At 62.4% G+C, this 19,243-nt stretch carries 18 protein-coding genes and 1 pseudogene; 7 read left to right on the plus strand and 12 right to left on the minus strand.

Annotated features, from left to right (window positions below):
• Positions 1 to 46: 46 nt before the first annotated feature.
• From AC1Z36_RS04660 to AC1Z36_RS04685, 6 genes are all read right to left on the minus strand, one after another.
• Positions 47 to 721: a hypothetical protein gene (locus AC1Z36_RS04660; RefSeq protein ID WP_105656063.1), complete on the minus strand. Its 675-nt coding sequence runs from the start codon at positions 719 to 721 to the stop codon at positions 47 to 49.
• On the minus strand, positions 718 to 1,128 hold the full coding sequence (locus tag AC1Z36_RS04665; protein WP_105656372.1) for a DUF4383 domain-containing protein: 411 nt from the start codon (positions 1,126 to 1,128) through the stop codon (positions 718 to 720). Before AC1Z36_RS04665 ends, AC1Z36_RS04660 begins: the two co-directional genes overlap by 4 nt.
• Positions 1,129 to 1,444: 316 nt before the next feature.
• A complete protein-coding gene (locus AC1Z36_RS04670) occupies positions 1,445 to 2,827 on the minus strand; it encodes a cryptochrome/photolyase family protein (protein WP_181148758.1) in 1,383 nt (460 codons plus the stop codon).
• Positions 2,828 to 2,982: 155 nt separating this feature from the next.
• Positions 2,983 to 3,561 carry a DUF3618 domain-containing protein gene (locus AC1Z36_RS04675; RefSeq protein ID WP_105656064.1) on the minus strand — a complete coding sequence of 193 codons (579 nt, stop codon included), beginning with the start codon at positions 3,559 to 3,561 and terminating at the stop codon, positions 2,983 to 2,985.
• Entirely contained in the window at positions 3,558 to 3,983 is a 426-nt protein-coding gene (locus tag AC1Z36_RS04680) for a phage holin family protein (RefSeq protein ID WP_105656065.1), read from the minus strand. The genes AC1Z36_RS04675 and AC1Z36_RS04680 overlap by 4 nt, the downstream gene beginning before the upstream one ends.
• Positions 3,984 to 3,992: 9 nt before the next feature.
• Complete coding sequence (locus AC1Z36_RS04685; RefSeq protein WP_483561757.1) at positions 3,993 to 4,865, minus strand: hypothetical protein; 873 nt, start codon at positions 4,863 to 4,865, stop codon at positions 3,993 to 3,995.
• 430 nt (positions 4,866 to 5,295) lie between these two features.
• On the opposite strand from AC1Z36_RS04685, the gene AC1Z36_RS04690 reads away from it, so the two are divergent.
• Entirely contained in the window at positions 5,296 to 6,672 is a 1,377-nt protein-coding gene (locus AC1Z36_RS04690; RefSeq protein ID WP_483561758.1) for an NAD-dependent succinate-semialdehyde dehydrogenase, read from the plus strand.
• A gap of 142 nt (positions 6,673 to 6,814) precedes the next feature.
• Here the strand turns inward: AC1Z36_RS04690 and AC1Z36_RS04695 are convergent, their stop codons facing one another.
• A complete protein-coding gene (locus AC1Z36_RS04695; protein WP_483561759.1) occupies positions 6,815 to 7,132 on the minus strand; it encodes a hypothetical protein in 318 nt (105 codons plus the stop codon).
• Positions 7,133 to 7,809: 677 nt separating this feature from the next.
• Between AC1Z36_RS04695 and AC1Z36_RS04700 the strand changes: the two genes are divergently transcribed.
• The 4 genes and pseudogenes from AC1Z36_RS04700 to AC1Z36_RS04715 all read left to right on the plus strand — a co-directional run bounded on the left by AC1Z36_RS04700 (position 7,810) and on the right by AC1Z36_RS04715 (position 11,459).
• A complete protein-coding gene (locus AC1Z36_RS04700; protein WP_124770126.1) occupies positions 7,810 to 7,863 on the plus strand; it encodes a chloramphenicol resistance leader peptide in 54 nt (17 codons plus the stop codon).
• Between the two features lie 21 nt (positions 7,864 to 7,884).
• Positions 7,885 to 9,063, plus strand: a complete 1,179-nt coding sequence (locus tag AC1Z36_RS04705; RefSeq protein WP_483561760.1) for a Cmx/CmrA family chloramphenicol efflux MFS transporter — start codon at positions 7,885 to 7,887, stop codon at positions 9,061 to 9,063.
• Positions 9,060 to 10,051 (plus strand): annotated as a pseudogene (locus tag AC1Z36_RS04710) (IS481 family transposase). Before AC1Z36_RS04705 ends, AC1Z36_RS04710 begins: the two are co-directional and overlap by 4 nt.
• 328 nt (positions 10,052 to 10,379) lie before the next feature.
• A complete protein-coding gene (locus AC1Z36_RS04715; protein ID WP_105656070.1) occupies positions 10,380 to 11,459 on the plus strand; it encodes a carboxylate-amine ligase in 1,080 nt (359 codons plus the stop codon).
• A 135-nt stretch (positions 11,460 to 11,594) separates the two neighbouring features.
• Here AC1Z36_RS04715 and bcp read toward each other — a convergent pair whose 3' ends face one another.
• From bcp to AC1Z36_RS04730, 3 genes are all read right to left on the minus strand, one after another.
• Positions 11,595 to 12,071 (minus strand): thioredoxin-dependent thiol peroxidase, encoded by a 477-nt coding sequence (gene bcp / locus AC1Z36_RS04720; protein WP_483561761.1) that lies wholly within the window; start codon positions 12,069 to 12,071, stop codon positions 11,595 to 11,597.
• 496 nt (positions 12,072 to 12,567) lie between these two features.
• Positions 12,568 to 12,825 (minus strand): DUF4235 domain-containing protein, encoded by a 258-nt coding sequence (locus AC1Z36_RS04725; protein ID WP_105656071.1) that lies wholly within the window; start codon positions 12,823 to 12,825, stop codon positions 12,568 to 12,570.
• A gap of 14 nt (positions 12,826 to 12,839) precedes the next feature.
• Positions 12,840 to 15,356: an ATP-dependent DNA ligase gene (locus tag AC1Z36_RS04730; protein ID WP_483561762.1), complete on the minus strand. Its 2,517-nt coding sequence runs from the start codon at positions 15,354 to 15,356 to the stop codon at positions 12,840 to 12,842.
• 164 nt (positions 15,357 to 15,520) lie between these two features.
• Here AC1Z36_RS04730 and ku point away from each other — a divergent pair, with 164 nt between their 5' ends.
• Positions 15,521 to 16,486, plus strand: a complete 966-nt coding sequence (ku, locus tag AC1Z36_RS04735) for a non-homologous end joining protein Ku (protein WP_105656073.1) — start codon at positions 15,521 to 15,523, stop codon at positions 16,484 to 16,486.
• A 3-nt stretch (positions 16,487 to 16,489) separates the two neighbouring features.
• On the opposite strand, the gene AC1Z36_RS04740 is transcribed toward ku, so the two are convergent.
• Positions 16,490 to 17,662, minus strand: a complete 1,173-nt coding sequence (locus AC1Z36_RS04740) for an alcohol dehydrogenase catalytic domain-containing protein (RefSeq protein ID WP_105656074.1) — start codon at positions 17,660 to 17,662, stop codon at positions 16,490 to 16,492.
• Positions 17,663 to 17,709: 47 nt separating this feature from the next.
• Entirely contained in the window at positions 17,710 to 17,880 is a 171-nt protein-coding gene (locus AC1Z36_RS04745) for a hypothetical protein (RefSeq protein ID WP_402741540.1), read from the minus strand.
• A 245-nt stretch (positions 17,881 to 18,125) separates the two neighbouring features.
• On the opposite strand from AC1Z36_RS04745, the gene AC1Z36_RS04750 reads away from it, so the two are divergent.
• Complete coding sequence (locus tag AC1Z36_RS04750) at positions 18,126 to 19,220, plus strand: hypothetical protein (protein WP_483561763.1); 1,095 nt, start codon at positions 18,126 to 18,128, stop codon at positions 19,218 to 19,220.
• The last annotated feature ends 23 nt before the right edge of the window (positions 19,221 to 19,243 follow it).

Consider the following 19,243-nt stretch of genomic DNA (forward strand, 5'->3'; position numbering starts at 1 on the left):
GCTATCGGGGCCAGTTGGATCACTGGCACTGGCCCCCTGGCTGCGGCTAGTGGTGGTGTTCTGCCTGTTTCATTTTCCCAATGATTCCCGGGTCGATGTCTCCCGAATGATGAGTGCCGTGCTCGGAATGCGGTACCGCCAGTTCTCCGGCGGACGAAGCTGCCAACCCCAAACTGGCAACCGCCGCAACCGCAACTGAACCGGCAAACATGCTCCCGAGGACAACTAGGCTGCTGGAACGCACTGCCCGGTGCGGATAGTTCTTCCGCCGCTTGCGCTGCCACACGAAGACCGCCAGCACCGACAGTTCAAGCAGCAGCAAGGAAGCAATAGTGAGATCCAGATTCTTCGCTCCCTCCGGGAACCCCCAAAGACCGGCAACAATGCTGGCTAAATGCACGGAGGAGACGAGCGCCAGGCAGGGGACCGCAAGCTTCACGGCAGGGGCCGCTGCCTTCAGCAGGCTGGCAACGGCGTACACCAGCGCCACCCCGGCCCAGGCCGCGGATGCTATCGCGCCGAGCCACGCCCACCACGGTGCTGAGGCGGACCCGTCGCCGAATGCCGATGCCAGGCTGGCGGAGGAGGCCGCGGCCAGCGCCGCGACTCCCAGTCCAGCGATCCCGGCATAGAGGCCGCCGAAGGTAACGGAGCCCGCAACTGCATCTCGCCCTTGCGTGGCAGGTTCGGTGGCAGGCTCCATGGCCTCGTGGGAAATCATGACCGTGCAGTATGGGCTGCTGACGTCCGGTCCTGGGACAGGCCTACCGACAGCAGGACAATCGCGCTGGCTAGGTGCAGGACGTTATCCGCACCGTTCAGGGCAATGATGTTCAGTGCTGTAGAGGCCAAGAAGAGGCCGAGGATGCCAACCAGGAGGTAGACGGCGCCCACCGTGGTGTTGGCGAGCCTGGAAGCACGCACGGATCCGAGCCCAGCGATGAGCAGTGCTGCGCCGATGGCCAGGTGGATGACGTTGTGAAGTGGATTGACCTCGAAAATGATCAGCTTCCCGCCCTCTGTTGCGAAGAAATCCACGCCGGCAGTGACAAGGAACCCGAGCAGGCCGACAAGGAGGTACACGGCCCCGAAAATCGTTGCGAGCAAGCGGTTAGGCGATGTGCGCATGGCAATCAGTCCTTCCTGGGACACGGATTCTAGTCCGTGTCGAGTTCTGCGGGTTCCGGAAGGAACCCTGTAGAAGTTCTTCGGAGAAGGACGGAAGGCGGATTGGTCTTGATTGGACTTATTTGCCGGCACCGGAGGCACCCAAGGATGCGGTAGGCGTTTTCGCATTGGTGTTCGGTTGGGGAGGCTCTGGATCCCTCGGCAAGGAAGCTGATGCGTTGAGAGAGCGAGCCGAAGATGCGTTGGGCCGAAACAGCGAATAGCAGGTCATCGTGGATCTGCGGGCTTCATCTTCGCGCTGCCAGACGCTTCGCGACTATGAGCTGAGTTTCATCTGCTCGTAAGCATCCAATGCAGCCTGCCGCGATTGCTTCAGGTCCACAATGGGCTCCGCGGCCAGCGGCGCGAATCGAGCCGTGTAGCTTCCCTGGGGATCGAATTTCTTGGCCTGCAGTTCCGGGTTGAACACCCTGAAGTACGGTGCCGCGTCGGCGCCGCTTCCAGCGACCCACTGCCAATTGGCAGTATTGCTGGCGAGATCCGCATCTACCAAGGTGTCCCAGAACCAGCGCTCGCCGACCTTCCAATGCACTTGCAGGTTCTTGACCAGCAGGCTGGCTGCCACCATCCGCACCCGGTTATGCATCCATCCGGTCTGCCAAAGCTGCTGCATGCCGGCGTCCACTAGACCGAAACCGGTGCGTCCTTGTTGCCAACAGCTCATATATTCCGCGGCCTGCGGGTCTGCCTCAGGCCAGGCCCAGTCGAAATGATCGAACTGCGCACGCAGATTCCGCTCCGGAAGCTGCGGGTGATGGTAGTACAGGTGCCAGCAGAAATCCCGCCAGGCGAGCTGGCGGCGCATCGCGGTGGCACCGTCGGAAGCCTCGGGATTTACGGCGGCCAGACGGCCCAGCGCCTCCCACATCTGGCTTGCGCTGACATGCCCCCAGCGCAAGGCGGGGGAGAGGGCAGACGTTCCGTCCAGATCGGGGCGGTCATGGTGCTCCGGGTAGTCTTCGGCGATCGATTCCAGCACCTGCTCCAGGCGCTGGCGCGCAGATGCTTCTCCGGGTTCCCATTGCGCGGCGAGCCCGTCAATCCAGTCCAAAGCCGGCAATAATTCCAAGCTCTCCAACTCGTCGCTGGCGGGAAGATTAGTGTCCGGGAGGGGTTCTTGTGCCTGTGGCGCGGGCAACGGAGGCCGGATCTCGCTGTCGCGCAACGCGTTGTAGAAGGGCGTGAAGACCTTGTAGCCGGTGTTGTTCTTGGTCAGCAGCTCCCAGGGCTCATGTAGGAGCGTCCCGCTGTAGCTGTGGGCGTGGACGCCTCGCGCGTGGAGGTCCTGCTTGATCTGCATGTCGACGGCGCGTTCGGCGTGTCCGTAGCGGCGGTTCCAGTGCACGGTCTGCACGTTGCCTTCGTGCACGAGTTCGCTGATGATCCCGGCGGCCTGCCCTTGGCGCAGGATGAGCGGGATTCCCAGTTTTTCCAGCGATCTGCGAAGGTCCTCCAGCGCCTGATGCAGCCACCATTTGGCCGCGCCGCCCAGCGGGCGGATGCCGGCAGATTCCTGGTCCAGGGCATACACCGCGATCACCGGACCGGAAGAAAGCGCGGCATCCAACGCTGGGTGATCGCTGGTGCGCAGATCATCGCGGAACCATACCAGCTGCGTAGGCAAAGCAGACTGAGTCATTTGGGATTCTCCATGGACTCATCCTAGTGGTTATTTAGCTTAGCTAGCTAAATCACGGTGGATTCCCCGACTGGCTCAGCGCCTACCGGGCAGAGCAAGAGGCTGGTGGTTCCAATCAGTGATTGCACGCACCAGCCTCTTGCCGCGCCTAGGGATCAGGAGCCGTTACCCATCTCCTTGACCGTGTCCTTCGCTTCGCCGTGCAGATGCTCGGCTTCGGAGTTGGCTTCGGATTTCACGGTCTGCACGGATTCCTGCGCGGAATCCCGCAGGTCCTCGGCGGCCTGCCGCGCAGGCTCCCGCAGGTCTTCGGCAATCCGCTTCGCCGCATCCTTGGCCTCTTCGGCCAGCGGTTCTGCCTTGTCCTTGACCCGCTGGACCAGCTCGGCTTCTTTCTGGGTCCCCGGAAGCAGCGACGAGGCCAGCAGTCCTGCCCCGAAGGCGATGATTCCGGCGGCCAGCGGATTGCCCTTGGTCTGCTCCACCACCCTGTGCGGTGCGTCCCTGACGGCTTCCGCGGCGTCTTCACTGTAGTGGTGCAGCTGGTCGCTTGTTGATTCACCGGTTCCCATGACGGAGTCCTTCACCTTCCTGAATGAGTCCTTGACCTTTTCGGATTGTCGGTGGGCAATGTGGCTGGGACTGACCCTGTCGGCAATCGCATCCACATCCTGTTGCATGTCGCCTCGTGTCTGGGCGATTTCCGCGCGGAGTTCTTCTGAATTCTTGCTCATGGTGCATCATCCTTCGGAATAAAAGCTGATGGGATCCTCTTGACTGTCTCGGCGGTATTAGGCAGTCCCTTGATCTCTTGCATCTTCTTCTTGGCTGCGCTTGCCAAGACCAGACCGATCACCGCCCAGAGGGCGGCGACCGCCAAGGCCGAGAAGCCGTAGCCAATCCAGAGCGACAATCCGAAGAAAGCCGCAACGGAAAGGAACAGCAAGACGAAATGGCCGGCAACACCGGCACCGGCGTACATGCCCGCACCCTTGCCGGCGGAGCTGGCCGACTCCTTCAACTCCGTCTTTGCCAGCTCGATCTCTTGGCGAACCAGCAGCGATACGTTCTGGGTCAGGTCATTGAACAGGGCGCCGAGGGAACTGCGTTCATGTTCTGCGGAATCGGAATCGGGATCTGGCGTCGTGTGAGTCATCGAATGCTCCTAGCGGTAGTCGGTGCTGCGCGGATCCCCAGGAGGGTAGGAGCGCAGCGGGTCAACGTCCACCGAATCGGCATGGACCGGGTTGCCTGCAGAATCCACGCGGGTGGTTCCGTGGAAGGACGGGTCAACCCGCACCGGCCCCGGTCCATCTCCGGCCGCTGCGTTCGGTGCGCTGGTGGTGCCGGGGCGTGGCTCCTGGTCGCGGCGCCCTGTGCCTTTCTTCGGCTCGCTGGCATTCCGGGTCATGCGTCCTGCCAGCAGGCCGGCGCCCAGCGCCAGCCCCAAGAAGGCGGCAGGGCGTTTGCGTGCAAATCCCTTGACCTCATCCAGCAAGTCGTGCGGCTCGCGCTGTTCGAGCCAATCGGCGGCCTGTCCGCTGTGATGCGAAGCCTGGTCCACCAGCATGGAGGCGGTTCCGCTCGCGCTGGACTGGTCGAGCATGGCGCGGAACTCATCGCTGATGTCGCGCAGGTTGGCCGCGACCTTCCGCTGCTGCGCGGAGGTCTGCTCCTTCAGGTCGGAGCCGAGTTCATCCCACAGGTGGGTGGCCTGGTCCTTGGCCTGCTCAGCGAGCATCGAGGCTTCCTGCTTGGCGCTGTCAAGCACGTGGGTGGCGGATTCCTGGCCCTCGCGCGCCAGATCCTGGGCTGCCTGCGCTTTGCCCGACGTACTGCCGCTTCCTGCGGACTGCCGGTCATCGGAATCATGCGCGTCGGCCGGTACCGGTTCGACAGTGCCCGACGGGAACAGGTCGGTTTGCGGCTCGGTCAACGGATCCGGATCTTTCAAGCCGTGGCGGACGGTTCCGGGTAGCGGGGTGCTGCGCGGGTCATCGGGGAATGGATTCGAACTGGTGTGATCGTTGGTGCTCATGTCTTCCCTTCCTCTGCTGCTGTCGTCAGCTGCGGGTGGCGCGGCAGGTGGCCGCGCATCCGGCTCCGCAGTCCGTGCGGAGCGCTGCTGGTTGCCTACGACGCTAGGCAAGAGCGCGCCGCAGGTCACGGATCGCGGCCAATGCGCAGGAAGCATTCAGGTTCGGTGGCGACAGCTCGGAGGCTCCAGGAAAGCAGGAGGCAAGCGAGTAGGATCGAGCCGGATCCCGAGCGTCCAGCGCACCACCCGGCGCAGCTGCGAGGAGTCCAGCAGTACTGCAATCCCTGCTGCGGCCCAGTCCGCGGCTTTGGAGGAGCAGCGGCAGTTTCCGTGGCGAACACGCCAATACCCGAACAGTCCGGGGCATTGGCGACGGGAGCTGGAAGACTGGGCGCTAAGTGTCCAACAAGCGAATCTTCGAAGGAGCACCATGTCCACTTATGCCGTTACCAATCCCGCCACCGGCGTAGTCGAAGCAACCTACCCGACTGCCACCGATGCGCAGATCCAGGATGCCATCGCCGAGGCGCACAATGCCTACACCCAGTGGTCGGTCTCCGCGCTTCAGGAACGCGTCGCCCTGCTGGAGCGGGTGGCTGACAGCTACGAGGCACGCGCCGATCAGCTGGCCGCGATCATCACCCGCGAGATGGGCAAGCCCATCAAGCAGTCGCTGGGGGAAATCGGCATCGTGGCGGCGATCTACCGCTACTATGCCAAGAACGGCCCGGGGTACCTGGCCGACGAGGAGCTGGAGATCGCTTCGGGCGGCAAGGCGCTGGTGCGCAAGGAAGCGGTCGGCGCGCTGCTGGGCATCATGCCGTGGAATTTCCCGTACTACCAAGTGGCACGCTTCGCCGGTCCGAACCTGATGAACGGCAACACCATCCTGCTCAAGCACGCGCCGCAGTGCCCGGAGTCGGCGCTGGCCATGGAGGAGATCTTCAAGGAAGCAGGAGCCCCGCAAGGCGCGTATGTGAACACCTTCGCCACCAATGACCAGGTCGCGGACATCATCGCCGACCGCCGGGTGCAGGGAGTATCCCTGACCGGTTCCGAGCGCGCCGGAGCGGCCGTGGCAGAGATTGCCGGGCGCAACCTGAAGAAGGTGGTGCTGGAACTGGGCGGCTCGGATCCATTCGTGGTCTTCGACGACGCGGACGTGGCGCGCACCGCCAAGCTGGGCATGCGCGCCCGCTTCGGGAACACCGGCCAAGCCTGCAACGCGGCCAAGCGCTTCATTATCGATTCCTCGGTCTACGAGGACTTCTCCCAGGCGCTGGTGGAGCAGGTGGCCGGAATCAAGGTGGGCGACCCGGCCCAGCCGGAGAACTTCCTCGGCCCGCTGTCCTCGGCCGCGGCCCGCGACGGCTTGGCCGCACAGGTGCAGGACGCCATCGACAAGGGTGCCCAGGTCCTGGCCGGAGGCAAGCCGATCCAGGGCGAGGGCGCATTCTACGAGCCGACCATCCTTGCCGGGGTGACCCCCGAGATGCGTGCCTTCTCCGAGGAGCTCTTCGGCCCGGTCGCCGTGCTCTACAAGGTAGATGGCGAAGAAGAAGCCGTGGCCCTGGCCAACAACACCGACTACGGGCTGGGAGCTTCCATCCACACCCAGGACATGGAACGCGCAGAGCGCGTTTCCGTGCAGCTGCAAAGCGGCATGGTGGCCGTCAACGAGCCTTCGGCTTCCTACCCTGAGCTGCCTTTTGGCGGCGTGAAGCGCTCGGGCATCGGCCGCGAGCTGGGCAAGTACGGCATGGACGAATTCATCAACCACAAGCTGGTGAAGATCGCTGGGCGCTAAGACAGGGGATTGCGGCAGCGGTCCTGGCTTCCCCGGAGAATTCCGGGTAAGCCAGGACCGTCAGTCGAAAATGGCCTATATGCGGTTAGCAGCGAGCCGTTGAATCAGCGGCACCTGGGCGGGGCCTCCAGTGCCCCGGCAGCTAGCTGCGCGTCATCGCCACCGGCCACTGTTCTTCCGGGGTGAAGACTGGCAGGGCGTTGGCAATTGCCGTGTGGGTCCAATACCGAACTCGGAAGGCCAGCATGCCGTTTTCCTCCGCTTGCTCGAAGAGCGTGCAGATCCGGGTATTCGCAGGAGTCTCATCGACGATCCGAAGAGCACCGTTGGGAGGCGAGACATGGATGAAACGAAGCTGCTCGCCCTGGGCGTCCAGTATCGCCACGAGAACAGCGCAATTGTGAACGGAAGCGAGGCCCATGACGTCGTCTACCGGCTCGTTGAGTTGTGCAATGATCACGGGCATTCCTTGGATCCACCCGTACTCGCTCAGATGGGAGCGTCCTTCGCGCGACCCCAGGAGTTCGGCGACACGTTCAGCAGTCTTGGACCTGACTATACGTCCTGGCATTAGTACTACCTCCACTTTGTTCGTAACTCTCGAGTGCACCCCATAAGTCACGCCACTTCGCAGATTGCCGATGAGTCTGCCAGCAGGCAAGGTTCGCCGTCGTTGAGAAGCGGAGTGTGCTTTAAATCTAGGCCACTTGGTCTACGACCGGGAGGGGTGCCCCTGGGTTCTCAGCTAATTTTCAGGCTCAGAGGAGAGCTTTTTGAACTTAGCTTCCGGCCTAGTCAGTAGTTTGTTTGGTCTGCCGCGGACTGCCCGTCGCTAGGCTTCGTATGTACGCCGGAACGGACCGCATTTCCAAGGTCCACAGCCGTGCTTGCTGTTCGCCGCAGCTGCGGGCAGATCGTTGCCGCTTCCAGAGCCAGTTGTGATGTCCAGGGACAGTGTTCTGCCCCCGCGCGCAACGACGTCGTGCCGATTAGGGACGTGTCTATCCACACCACGCGCAGTCGAGCGCTGTAGAGTTCGGGATATGTCGAGTCCCGAGTCAGACAAGTCCGGGGTTGTCGGTCATACCGCCAGCCCCTTCAACCAGTAGTTACGACGCCCACGATCTGTGTGGGCGTATGTCTGGCGTACCCGGGGTGCTGGCCGTGGTGACAAGAAGAACCATTTCTTGATTTCTCACCTCGGAGTACTCGATGCCTTTTGCTCTCTACATGCTTGCCTTGGCGGTTTTCGTCATGGGCACTTCAGAATTCATGCTCGCGGGATTGCTCCCCGCGATCGCGACCGAGCTTGACGTCTCGGTCGGCACGGCGGGCCTGCTGACTTCGGCCTTCGCGATCGGTATGGTCATCGGCGCGCCAGTGATGGCGGCATTCGCTCGCCGTTGGCCACCGCGGCTCACGTTGATCGTCTGCCTTCTCGTGTTCGCGGGAAGCCACGTCATCGGAGCGATGACACCCGTGTTCGCTCTCCTCCTCATCACCCGGGTGCTCAGCGCTCTTGCAAACGCAGGATTCCTCGCCGTAGCACTGAGCACGGCCACTACTCTCGTGCCAGCGAACCAGAAGGGGCGTGCACTGTCGATCCTGCTCTCCGGCACGACGATCGCAACCGTCGCGGGTGTCCCCGCTGGGTCTCTGCTCGGCACAGCGTTGGGCTGGCGAACGACGTTCTGGGCAGTCGCCATCCTCTGTATTCCGGCGGTCTTCGGAGTCGTTCGAGGGATCACGAACAATGCCGGTCAGACCGCAACTGCCGGGTCCTCGCCAAGGCTTCGTGCCGAGCTCAGCCAGTTGGCGAAGCCGCGGCTCATCCTGGCCATGGCACTTGGAGCGCTGATCAACGGAGGGACCTTTGCGGCGTTCACCTTCCTCGCCCCCGTAGTGACCGAGACTGCGGGGATGGCTGATGGGTGGGTGTCCTTCGCACTGGTGATGTTCGGCGTCGGATCATTCCTTGGCGTCACGATCGCTGGGCGACTGTCAGATCAACGCCCCGGCGTCGTGCTTGCAGTCGGCGGCCCGCTGCTGCTGACAGGATGGATCGGATTGGCATTGGTCGCGTCGCATCCCGTTGCGCTTATCGTCCTCGTCTTCGTTCAGGGCTTCCTGTCGTTCGGCATTGGCAGCACCTTGATCACGCGTGTGCTGTATGCAGCGTCGGCTGCTCCATCGATGGGCGGTTCGTACGCAACCGCGGCATTGAACCTCGGTGCCGCGGCGGGTCCTGTGCTTGGCGCGTTCGGGCTCGCGGCAGGGTTGGGGGTGCTCGCGCCGGTCTGGGTGGCCGCGGCATTGGCGGCGGCCGCGCTCTTGACCATGGTGCTGAGCCGGCACACGCTTTTGGAAACCACTGCGGAGGCCAATCGATGACTGATCCAAATGCGCTGCTCACGCCTCGTACCCATCTCCGGATAGCCCGTCTGATTGTTGAAGACGGCTATCCGGCCAGGATGGCAGCGAAGATGTATATGCTCTCTCCGATCACTGCCCGGAAGGGGGCCGGTCGTTGACGGGAAGAGGGTGGGCATGGGATGCAGCATCGCTCCAGCAGGCCGCGTTGCAGTCCAGGCAGGACGCCCGAGCATGCCAAGAAGAAGCAGATCATCAATCTGCGCTTGCGACTTCGGCTGGTCCAGCCCAGATCGCTGCGTGACTTGGTCTCCCGGCGTCCAGGGTTCACGCGGTCCTCGCCCGTTGCCGCGTGAACCGCCTCTCCCATATCGATCGTGTCACTGGTGAGCCCTTGCGGCGACATGGGCACCCTTATCCGGGATCGTTGATCCATGTCGATGTCACGAAGTTCGGGAATATCCCCGACGGTGGTGGACATCGTTACGTTGGTCGGCAGCAAGGCGCACGGAACAGAACCGCCACTCCGGGACTGCCCAGAGGCAAAGACCACAAGCCGCGGACCGGAACGGCGTTCGTTCACACAGTGATCGACGACCACCCCCGAGCCGCGTGTGCAGAGATCTGCATGGACGAGCGGGCAAGCACAGCGGTGGGAGTTCTCGAACGCGCTGTGGCCTGGTTCGCTGAACGGGGCGTGACCGTCGAGCGAGTCCTATCCGACAACGGGTCGGCCTACAGATCCCACCTTTGGAGGGACTTCTGCGCTCGGCTTGGCATCAGACACAAGCGAGCACCTTCCTATCAGCCGCAGACGAACGGGACGATCGAGCGGTTCCACCGCACACTCGGGGGCGGGTGGGCTTATGCCAAGTTTTACGGTTCAAACGCCGAGCGACGCCTGGCTCTGCCCGGCTGGCTCCACTTCTACAACCACCACCGACACCACTCAGCGATTGGCTGCGCACCCTTCGCCCGACTAAACAATGTCCCTGAACCTCACAGCTAGTTCAGATTTCATGTCCGATTCATTCTGGGTTGATGGGAAAACCATGAGAATCCATCGGGCAAGCAGATGCAGCCAGGCTACGGGATCTACTGTTTCAGAATCCGCTTACGCAGAACGCAAGCCGCCGAGGCGGATGAAGCTGCGGCCATCCGGATATTCGCAGCCTAGCTGAAAGGGGATTGATCATGCGGCAATCCGTTCCGCGCAAGAAGAATGATGAGCAGTTCCCCGCTAGTTCGCATCAGGCAGGCCAGGTTAGCCAGCAGTAAGTCAACACAGGCCGGTTGCTGGTCCGACGCCCTAGCAGCCATGTTCCGGGAGGCACGAAATGAGCACCTTTGGCATTGAAGAAGAATTCTTCATGTTCGACGCAGAAACAGGGTTGCCGGCCAGCACGGATAAAGAAGCGTTACGGCAAGCGCTGGATTCGCAACGCAATGGCGAAGTGCAGAACGAACTGCTTGCTTGCCAAATAGAACATGCCAGCGCCATCTGCGAAGACCGGGATCAGGCCCTGCATGAGCTGGGAAGTTTCCGCAGTGCTCTGGCAAGCGAAGCGGCCTCCCGCGGCCTGCTGGTCGCGGGTTTGGGCGCGGCGCCGATGATTGCCCAGCAGGCTCCGGAGCTGACCGATAATGCAAGGTATCGGGAAATCGGCAACTTCGTTTCCGGAATAGCGTCAGAGCATTACATGTGCGGTTTGCACGTCCATGTGTCCATCCCTGATTCCGAAGCGGGAATTCGTGCGCTGAACTTCTTGCGCGGATGGCTGCCATTTCTTTGCGCCCTGGGCGCCAATTCTCCGTATTGGAAAGGGGGCGACAGCAACTTTTCATCGTGGAGAACCATTCACTATCGAAAGTGGTCCGTCCAGGGAATTCCGCCGTACTTCAAGGATTCGAAAGACTATGGGACTCGGCTTGCGCGAATCAATGGAACCGATGCAGTTCCCGACCCAGGCCACATCGGATGGTCCGCCCGGTTGTCGGAAAAGTACCCGACACTCGAAATTCGGGTCGCGGACTCGCAGTTGAGAGCGCAGGATTCGGTATTGCTGGCCGTGCTCATGCGAGGGCTGGTCGAGACTGCGGTGGCCGGCGAATTCGATGCGATCGAGTATCTGCCCGAAGTCCTGGACCTCTCATTGTGGCAAGCGGCCAAGAACGGAATCACCGGAGTGCACGTGGACACGCGAACCGGAGAGCAGGTCGCTGTGGAGGAACTGGCCCGCAGAATGCTCCGACTCATTGAGGACGCATTGAGGGCTCATGGAGATTACGACTATGCCGTGATTTCACTCAGGAACATGCTGGAGACAGGCAATGGAGCGGTTCGCCAGCGGGCTGCATTCGAGCGTGGTGCTTTCACGCATCTGTTGGCCAATGCCCATTCCGAGATGCAGATGTAGCTTGCCGTCCAGGGATCCTCAACGCAGACGGCAGACTGCAGACTGCAGACTGCAGGGTGTGGCCGGGGCCGGTGAAAGCTGGCCCCGGCTCGAAGCATCCGGGCTGGCACCGGAAAGATCCGGGTGCGGAATCCTCTAGATTCCGAGGGAATCGCGAAGTCGCGCCACATGCCCCTGGGCATCCACGGCATATTCAACTTGCCGGATGCTGCCGTCTTCATCGATGACAGCGGTGGAGCGCAGGGTGCCCACGACGGTCTTTTCCCCGATGTTCTTTTCACCGTAGGAGCCGTAGGCTTTGGCAACTTCGTTGCCCGGGTCGGAAAGCAGCGGGAAGTTCAGCGATTCATCGCTAGCGAAGGCTGCCAGCTCTTCTGGCGCGTCCGGGGAGATGCCCAGAACGGAGAATCCTGCGGCCTGCAGCGAATTGAGGTTGTCGCGGAAATCGCAGGCCTCGGTGGTGCAGCCGGGAGTCGCGGCCTTGGGGTAGAAATACACGATGACTTTCTGCCCTGAATAATCCGAAAGCGAGATGGTCTCTCCCTTGGCATCTTGCAGGGAGAAGGCTGGCGCTGGCTGGCCGGCGGTGAGCGGAGAAGAATGGGCAGTCATCGATTCAACTTTCATATAGTGATATTTTGTTTTCATTCTAATTCAGTGGATGCACTCAATGCCAGAGACTTCTGGGATATATTTCCAACGGACTGGACCACTGAGCATTCGCGCCCTGATGCTCTGGTGTCCTCGCGGTTACCGAACTTTCCGGGGTGTTCCTGCCTGCCAGAGCAGAACGCCAGCCGGGAGCGATCCAACGACTTCTGGAAGGCAATAACCTCGCCATTGACCGTGATGCACGCTTACAAGGCATCAAGGAAGGCTTGGCTGGTGCAAAAGATTGCTTTCCCGTTGGCAGTTCTGCGTGCTGGCGAAACTGTCGCCCGGCCAATTGATCACCATGCGAGTCCCGCAGGCCTTCAGCCATCCGCGATGCACTAGGGCAGTGGACACCGCGCAGAAAGCTGCCCTGCACCAACGAAAACACCGAGGCGGGCAACTGGCAACAGCTGCGCGACCCGGTGCATCCGGTTACCGGCCAGAATGCGGCCTGCTAGCGGTTGGCGGCCTTGGCTTCGAGGGAACGCGTCCACCGTTTGGCCATGGCCTGGATGGCAGAAGCGCTTGCCCCCGAGATCACGGCGAACGCCAGCACCTTGCCTACGGCGGCCTGCTGCTGCTTTTCGGGGTTGGCCAGCGATGGCGGTTCTTCACCCATGGCTTTATGCCAGACCCCGGAGACGAGCTTGGCTCCGAGCCAGCCTGCACCGAGCGAAATCAGGGTTCCGAAGATCTTTACCAGCAATTTCATGTTCTGCTCCTCTGTTAGCGGTTAGTTGGAGTTTGGTTCCCGGTCGGCTCCGCCGGTTCCCAGCGGACCTCATCCGGTTGCTTCTCATCGCGCCAGCCACGCCACACCGGATGGCGCAGAAGGCGGTCCGAGGTCAGTTCGCTGTATCGGACTTCTGCCACGTATTTCGGGCTCACCCAGTGCGCATCGCTTTGATGCGCTGCCGGGATGTTCTTGGCCGGGGGAGTCTTGCGTTCGATCTTTTCAAGCCGCTCGCGGATTTCGGCCAGTTGCGCGTCGCTGAATCCGGTGCCCACCCGGCCGGCGTATTCCAAGCCGCCATTTCCCGGAATGGCCAGCAGCAGCGATGCCAGGCTGCGGCTACGCGACCCCTGTCCAGACCGCCAGCCAATCACCACAGCTTCCTGGTGCCGCTGGTGCTTGAGCTTCACCCAGCTGGTGCTGCGCCGGCCCAGCTCGTAGACGGAGTCGCGTTCCTTGGCCACCACGCCCTCCAGGCCCAGCGCACGGCTGGTCTCGATGGCCTGCTCCAAGGTCCCGGTGTGGGCCGGTGGCACCTGCACGTACTGGTGGTCGAGATCCAGGCCCGCAAGCCGTTGGCGGCGTTGTTCGTAGGTCAGAGCAGTCAGATCCACCAGTCCTGCATCCTTGTCATATGGCAGCTGCAGCACGTCGAAGACCAGGTACTGGATCCTGATGGCCGAGGCCTGCTTCGTGCGTTTCTTCCGCTGGTGGGCCACCCGTTGCTGGAGCAGCGAGAAGTCAGGGCGGCCCGAAGAATCCAGGGCGACGATTTCCCCGTCCACCACACAGCGTTCCGGCAGCAGCGAACCGAGGATTTCGAGTTCCGGGAAGTCTCCGGTCAGGTCGTGGCCGTTGCGGCTGATCAGCTTGGTTTTGGCGCCATCGACTACTGCCAACGCGCGGTAGCCGTCCCATTTCATTTCAAAGCTCCAACCCCGCTCGCCTGAGATCTCCCGAGCAGTGCCGGCAGTGGCCAGCATGGGGCGCAACGCTTGGCCCGACAGATCAGCCACGGCCTGCTTGGCGCTAGGCTCGCGAGCAGCCTCCGGTTCTCCGCCACCGGAATCAGCGGACGTTCCCGCCTCGGCTCCGGCCGGCTGTTCCTTGGCCAGCTGCAGCAGCCAATTGTCCTTGCCGCCCATCCCTGCGGCCTGGATCAGCACGAACCGCCGGTCCACTCCGCCCAGCCCGCCCTCGCGGGAGCCGGTGAGCACCGCGATGACTTCTTTGCCTTCGCGCCACTTCTCGATGGTGCAACTGCCCGAATCCCAGATTGATACTTCCCCAGCACCGTATTGGCCCTTGGGGATGCTGCCTTCGAAGCTTGCGTAGGAGAGCGGATGGTCTTCGGTCATGACCGCCAAGCGCTGGATTCCGGGTTCCAGGGGTGGACCCTTGGGCACCGCCCAGGAGACCAGCACTCCCTCGTGCTCCAGGCGGAAATCCCAATGCAGCGCGCGGGCATGATGTTCCTGGATGACAAAGGACAGCCCGGTGCCGTCCTTTCCGCCCGGCTGACCGGACTGGGAATTCCCGGATTGCTCCGGCACCGGTTCAGGTGTCAGCGCCGCATCGCGCTTGGAGCGGTAGACCGCCAGACGATCCGGGTCCTGCTGTTGTCCCGAGGCCAGCTGCGCCAGCGGATCGATTCCATCAGCAATGCGGTCCAGCACCTCGTGGAAGTCCAGCTGCTCCAAACCCGGCGCTTCGATTTCTTCCCAGGTTCGCGGGGCCGCGACAGTGGGCCGTGCCCGGCCGCGCAGCGAATACGGACAGACGGTAGTCTTCGAGGCGTTATTCTGGCTCCAGTCCACGAACACCTTGTTCTCGCGCAGCGAGCGCTTCATGCTGGCGAGAACCAGTTGCGGATGCTCCTTCTGCAAGGTGGAGGCCAATTCCTTGGCCACCTCGTTGACTTGCTCCGAGGTGTATTTGCCATCCAGTCCGGCATAGAGGTGGATGCCCTTGGAACCGGAGGTCACCGGAAAGCTGGGCAGGTCCATGCCGTCGAGAATCTCTCGGCAGATCAAGGCGACTTCAGCGCACTGCTCCAAGCCCGCGCCCGGACCGGGATCCAGGTCCAGCACCAGCCGGTCCGGATTGGCAGGTTCCAGCGAGGAATCGAAGCGCCACTGGGGAACATGGATTTCCAGCGCAGCCACCTGGGCCATCCAGGCCAGCACCGCCTCGTTGTTGACTAGCGGATAGATATTGGAGTGGGTCTTGTGCTGCAGCTTGGCCGAGGGAATCCAGCCTGGGGCAGAGTCCTCGAGATCCTTGCGGAAAAACACCTTGCCCGGTTCTTCGGGGGTCCCCACGCCGTCCACCCAGCGCTTGCGGGTGGCCGGGCGCCACGCGGCATGCGGAATCAGCACCGGGGCCACCTGCTGGAAGTAGTCCATGACTTCGCCCTTGGTGGTCCCGGTCTGCGGGTACAGGACCTTATCCAGATTGCTGACCTTCAGCGTGTGCCCCGCGACGGTGACGGTTTGCTCCCTGCGTGCCATGCGCTGTCCTTTGCTTTGCCTTATGAGGACCAATCTTCCCGAGCGGCGCCGGGGAATCCAGCGTTCCAAGCAAGCTTTGCGTTTCGCGCTGCCGAACCTCAGCGCCGCCTGCCAGAATCACTAGGGCAGTGACACACTGGCTGGAAAGATGCTTCACTATGCCCATGCGAGCTATCTGGACTGGATCAATTGCCTTCGGCCTGGTGAACGTGCCGGTCAAGGCCTACGGCGCCACCGAGGACCACGACATCGACCTGCACCAGGTCCATGACAAGGACGGCGGACGGATCCGCTACGAGCGCCGATGCGAAGTGTGCGGGAAGAAAATCGCCTACAAGGATCTGGACAAGGCCTATGAGGACGGAGAACGGACCATTGTGCTCACCGATGAGGACATGGACGCGTTGCCTGCGGAGAAGAGCCGCGAAATCGAGGTGGTCCAGTTCGTCCCGGCCAGCCAAGTAGATCCCCTGATGCTGGAGAAGAGCTACTATCTCCAGGCGGACTCCAAATCGCCCAAGGCCTACGAGCTGTTGCGCCGAACGCTTCAGGACACCGAGAAGCTGGCAGTGGTGCGCTTCGCCCTGCGCCAGAAGACCCGGCTGGGCATCTTGCGTGTCCGATCCAAGGTGATGGTGCTGCAAGCGGTCATGTGGGCGGACGAGCTGCGCGATGCCGAGGCAGTGGCACCGGAGAAATCACCGCGGATCAGCGAGCAGGAACTGAAGATGTCTGCCGCTCTGGTAGACCAGTACAGCAGTGATTTCACGCCGCACGAGTTCCAGGATGACTACCAAGTCCAGCTGCAGGCGCTGATCGAAGCGAAAATCGAGCAGGGTGAGGACCTGGATACCGAGGCGACCTTCGGTTCCCCGGACCAGAGCAGCGAGTCCGGGGAGGTCATCGATCTGATGGAGGCGCTCAAGCGCAGCATCGACGGGCGCAAGGCCAAGGCCCCGGCCAAGGCAGCCAAGGATGGGAAGGCCGCGGCGGCGAAGAAGCCAGCAGCGAAGAAACCTGCGAAGAAAACGGCAGCCAAGAAGCCGGCCACGAAGAAGGCAACGGCAAAGGAGGCCTCCTCCTCGCCACACAAGAAGAAGGCCTCCGGTTCCGGGAAGAAAAGCGCCTAGCCGCTAGGGCTTGAGCACCACCTTGATGCACGCATCCTGCTTCTTCTGGAAGGTCTCGTACATCTGCGGACCGTTCGAGAGCGGCTGCTCGTGGGTGACCAAGTCGTCCAGGCCCAGCGGATCGGCTGCATCCTCGGCCAGCGGCAGCAGCTTCTGGGTCCATGAGCGCACATTGCATTGGCCCTGTCGGATCTGGATCTGCTTGTCGAACAGCTTCACCATCGGCATCGGGGTGGCGGCCCCGGCATAGACGCCGCTGATCGACAGGGTGCCGCCGCGGCGCACGGCATCGATGGCCGAATCCAGCACGCTGGTGCGGTCCGCGGAGACGTTCTCCATGGCCAGCTGCGCGGCCTTGTCCGGCAGCAACCCGGTGGCTTGCTGGAACATCGAGGAGACCGGGGAACCATGGGCTTCCATGCCCACCGCATCGAGCACGGCATCGGGGCCTCGACCGGTGCGCCCGCGCAATTCGCCCACGGTGTCCTTGGTGAAGTCCAGGGTCTGGATGCCGTGGCGCTCAGCCATGGCGCGGCGTTCTGCCACCGGGTCGATGCCCAGCACCTCATAGCCCAGGTGCCGGCCGATGCGCGCGGCGAGCTGGCCCACCGGCCCGAGCCCGTAGACCGCGAGAGTTCCGCCGTCGGGGACATTGGCATAGTGCACGCCCTGCCACGCGGTGGGCAGGATATCGGAGAGGAAAAGGTAGCGGTGGTCGGGCAGCTGGTCGCCAACTTTCACCGCACCGTAATCGGCATGGGGCACGCGCAGGTATTCGGCTTGGCCGCCGGGCACCTGTCCGTAGAGTTCGGAGTATCCGAAGAATTGGGCGCCCTTGCCGTGCTTGCGCACCTGGGTGGTCTCGCACTGCGACTGCAGGTCGTGCTGGCACATCCAGCAGTGGCCGCAGGAGATGTTGAACGGGATGACTACCCGGTCGCCTACCGACAGCTTGGTTATGCCGCTGCCGACTTCCTGGACGATGCCCATGGTTTCGTGGCCCAGCACGTCGCCGGCATGCATGTAGGGGCCCAGCAGCTCATAGAGATGCAGGTCCGATCCGCAAATCGCGGTGGAAGTGACCTTGATGATGATGTCCCCGGGATCCTGAATCACCGGATCCGGGACATCGCTGAAACCGATCTTTCGCTTGCCTTGCCATGTCAATGCTTTCAAGAGGTTATCTCCTAGTCGTATCGTTGCCGGCGGAATACAAACGCGGATCAGTCGGTATTGAACTGGTCGGTGTCAACCTGGTCCGGGTCCTGCTCCTCGGCTGGCTGCTCGAACGCGTCTTCGTGGTCCCCGACAGAATTCTGTTTTTCCTCCGCGGGCTCATCGGGCGTTGGAGTGATCCCCGCGTGCTGCTCTTCTTCTGGCTGGTTGGATTCCATGGATGGTCCTTTCTTCATCAGATGGGCGATGGCACCGACCATTCCACACCGGGCAGCAGGCAACAAGGCAAGTTTGATGGGCATTGCCTGTGAGTCGGGGATCCCCGGAATTCCGGGGATCCAGCGTGCACTGCCGGTGCTGATTCCTGCAAGGTTGCTGAACGGCACTGCAGACCCGGGCGCGACTTCCTAGTGTGTGCTGTGGGAGCGGGCCAAGCTGCTGCCCTGAGAGCTGCGAGGTGCTGATGAGCGTGCAAGAGCCCGAGAAGCGCACGGTGGGATTAATTGCCGACCCTGGCATAGCCGACGCGATGGCCAATCGGATCGCTGCCCGGCTGGAAGGGGTCATGGAGAAGCTGCAGGAGCACGAACAGCAATGGGACGTGCAGGTAGCTCCCTTTTCCCTGCCCTTGGGGGAGAGCGGACGGGTCGCGTTGAACGACAAGGTGCCCAGGCTGCGGGAAAAGCATGGCTGGGACTTCATCATCTACCTCACCGATGCCCCGCACTATGTGCAGAACCGACCCGTGCGTTCGGTGATTTCCGTCGAGGATGCCTCGGCCGTGCTTTCCATGCCCAGCCTCGGGATGGCCCGACCGCGCACCGTGGCACGGGAACTGGCCGAACTGGTCAGGGAATTGGCTACCGGCAAGCAGCCGGCTCCGCCTCCGACCCCGCTGGGACGGGTGATGAGCGTGCACGCCAGCCGGCAGGACGGGCAAAACGAGCAGAACCGCATCTCGAGCATCGAGGGTTTGCGCGGGCGGTTGCTGCTGATTGCCGGGATGGTGCGCAGCAACCAGCCGTGGAAACTGGTGCCGCGGCTTTCCTCCGCGATGGCAGGTGCGGCGGCCACCGGTGCTTTCGGCGTGTTCTACACGAGCATCTGGTCCATGGCCGACTACCTGCCTGCCGGGCGGCTTTCGCTGATCACGGTCTCAAGCATCCTGATCCTCACGCTCTGGCTGCTGCTGCACAACCGGTTGTGGGAGAGGCCCAAGGGCAACCGCCGCCGCGAGCGGATGGTCGTCTACAACGCGGCCACCGTGCTGACGGTCGGGTTTGCCGCGACAGTCATGTACCTGCTCCTGTTCCTTGCCTTGCTGGCAGGCTCGCTGATTGTCATTGACCAGGAATATCTCGCCTACCAGCTGCGCCATGATGTCACGCTGGCCGAATACATCAACCTTGCCTGGCTGGCATCCTCGCTGGGAACCATGGGCGGGGCCATCGGCTCCAGCTTTGACGAAGTCAAGGAAGTCCAGCGCGCCACCTTCAGCCAGCGCGAATACGAGCGGAGGAATATGGAATTCACCATCAGCAAGGATGACGTGGAATGATCCCCGGGCCCAATCGCCCGGGG

The organism is Glutamicibacter sp. BS14, assembly GCF_056934375.1.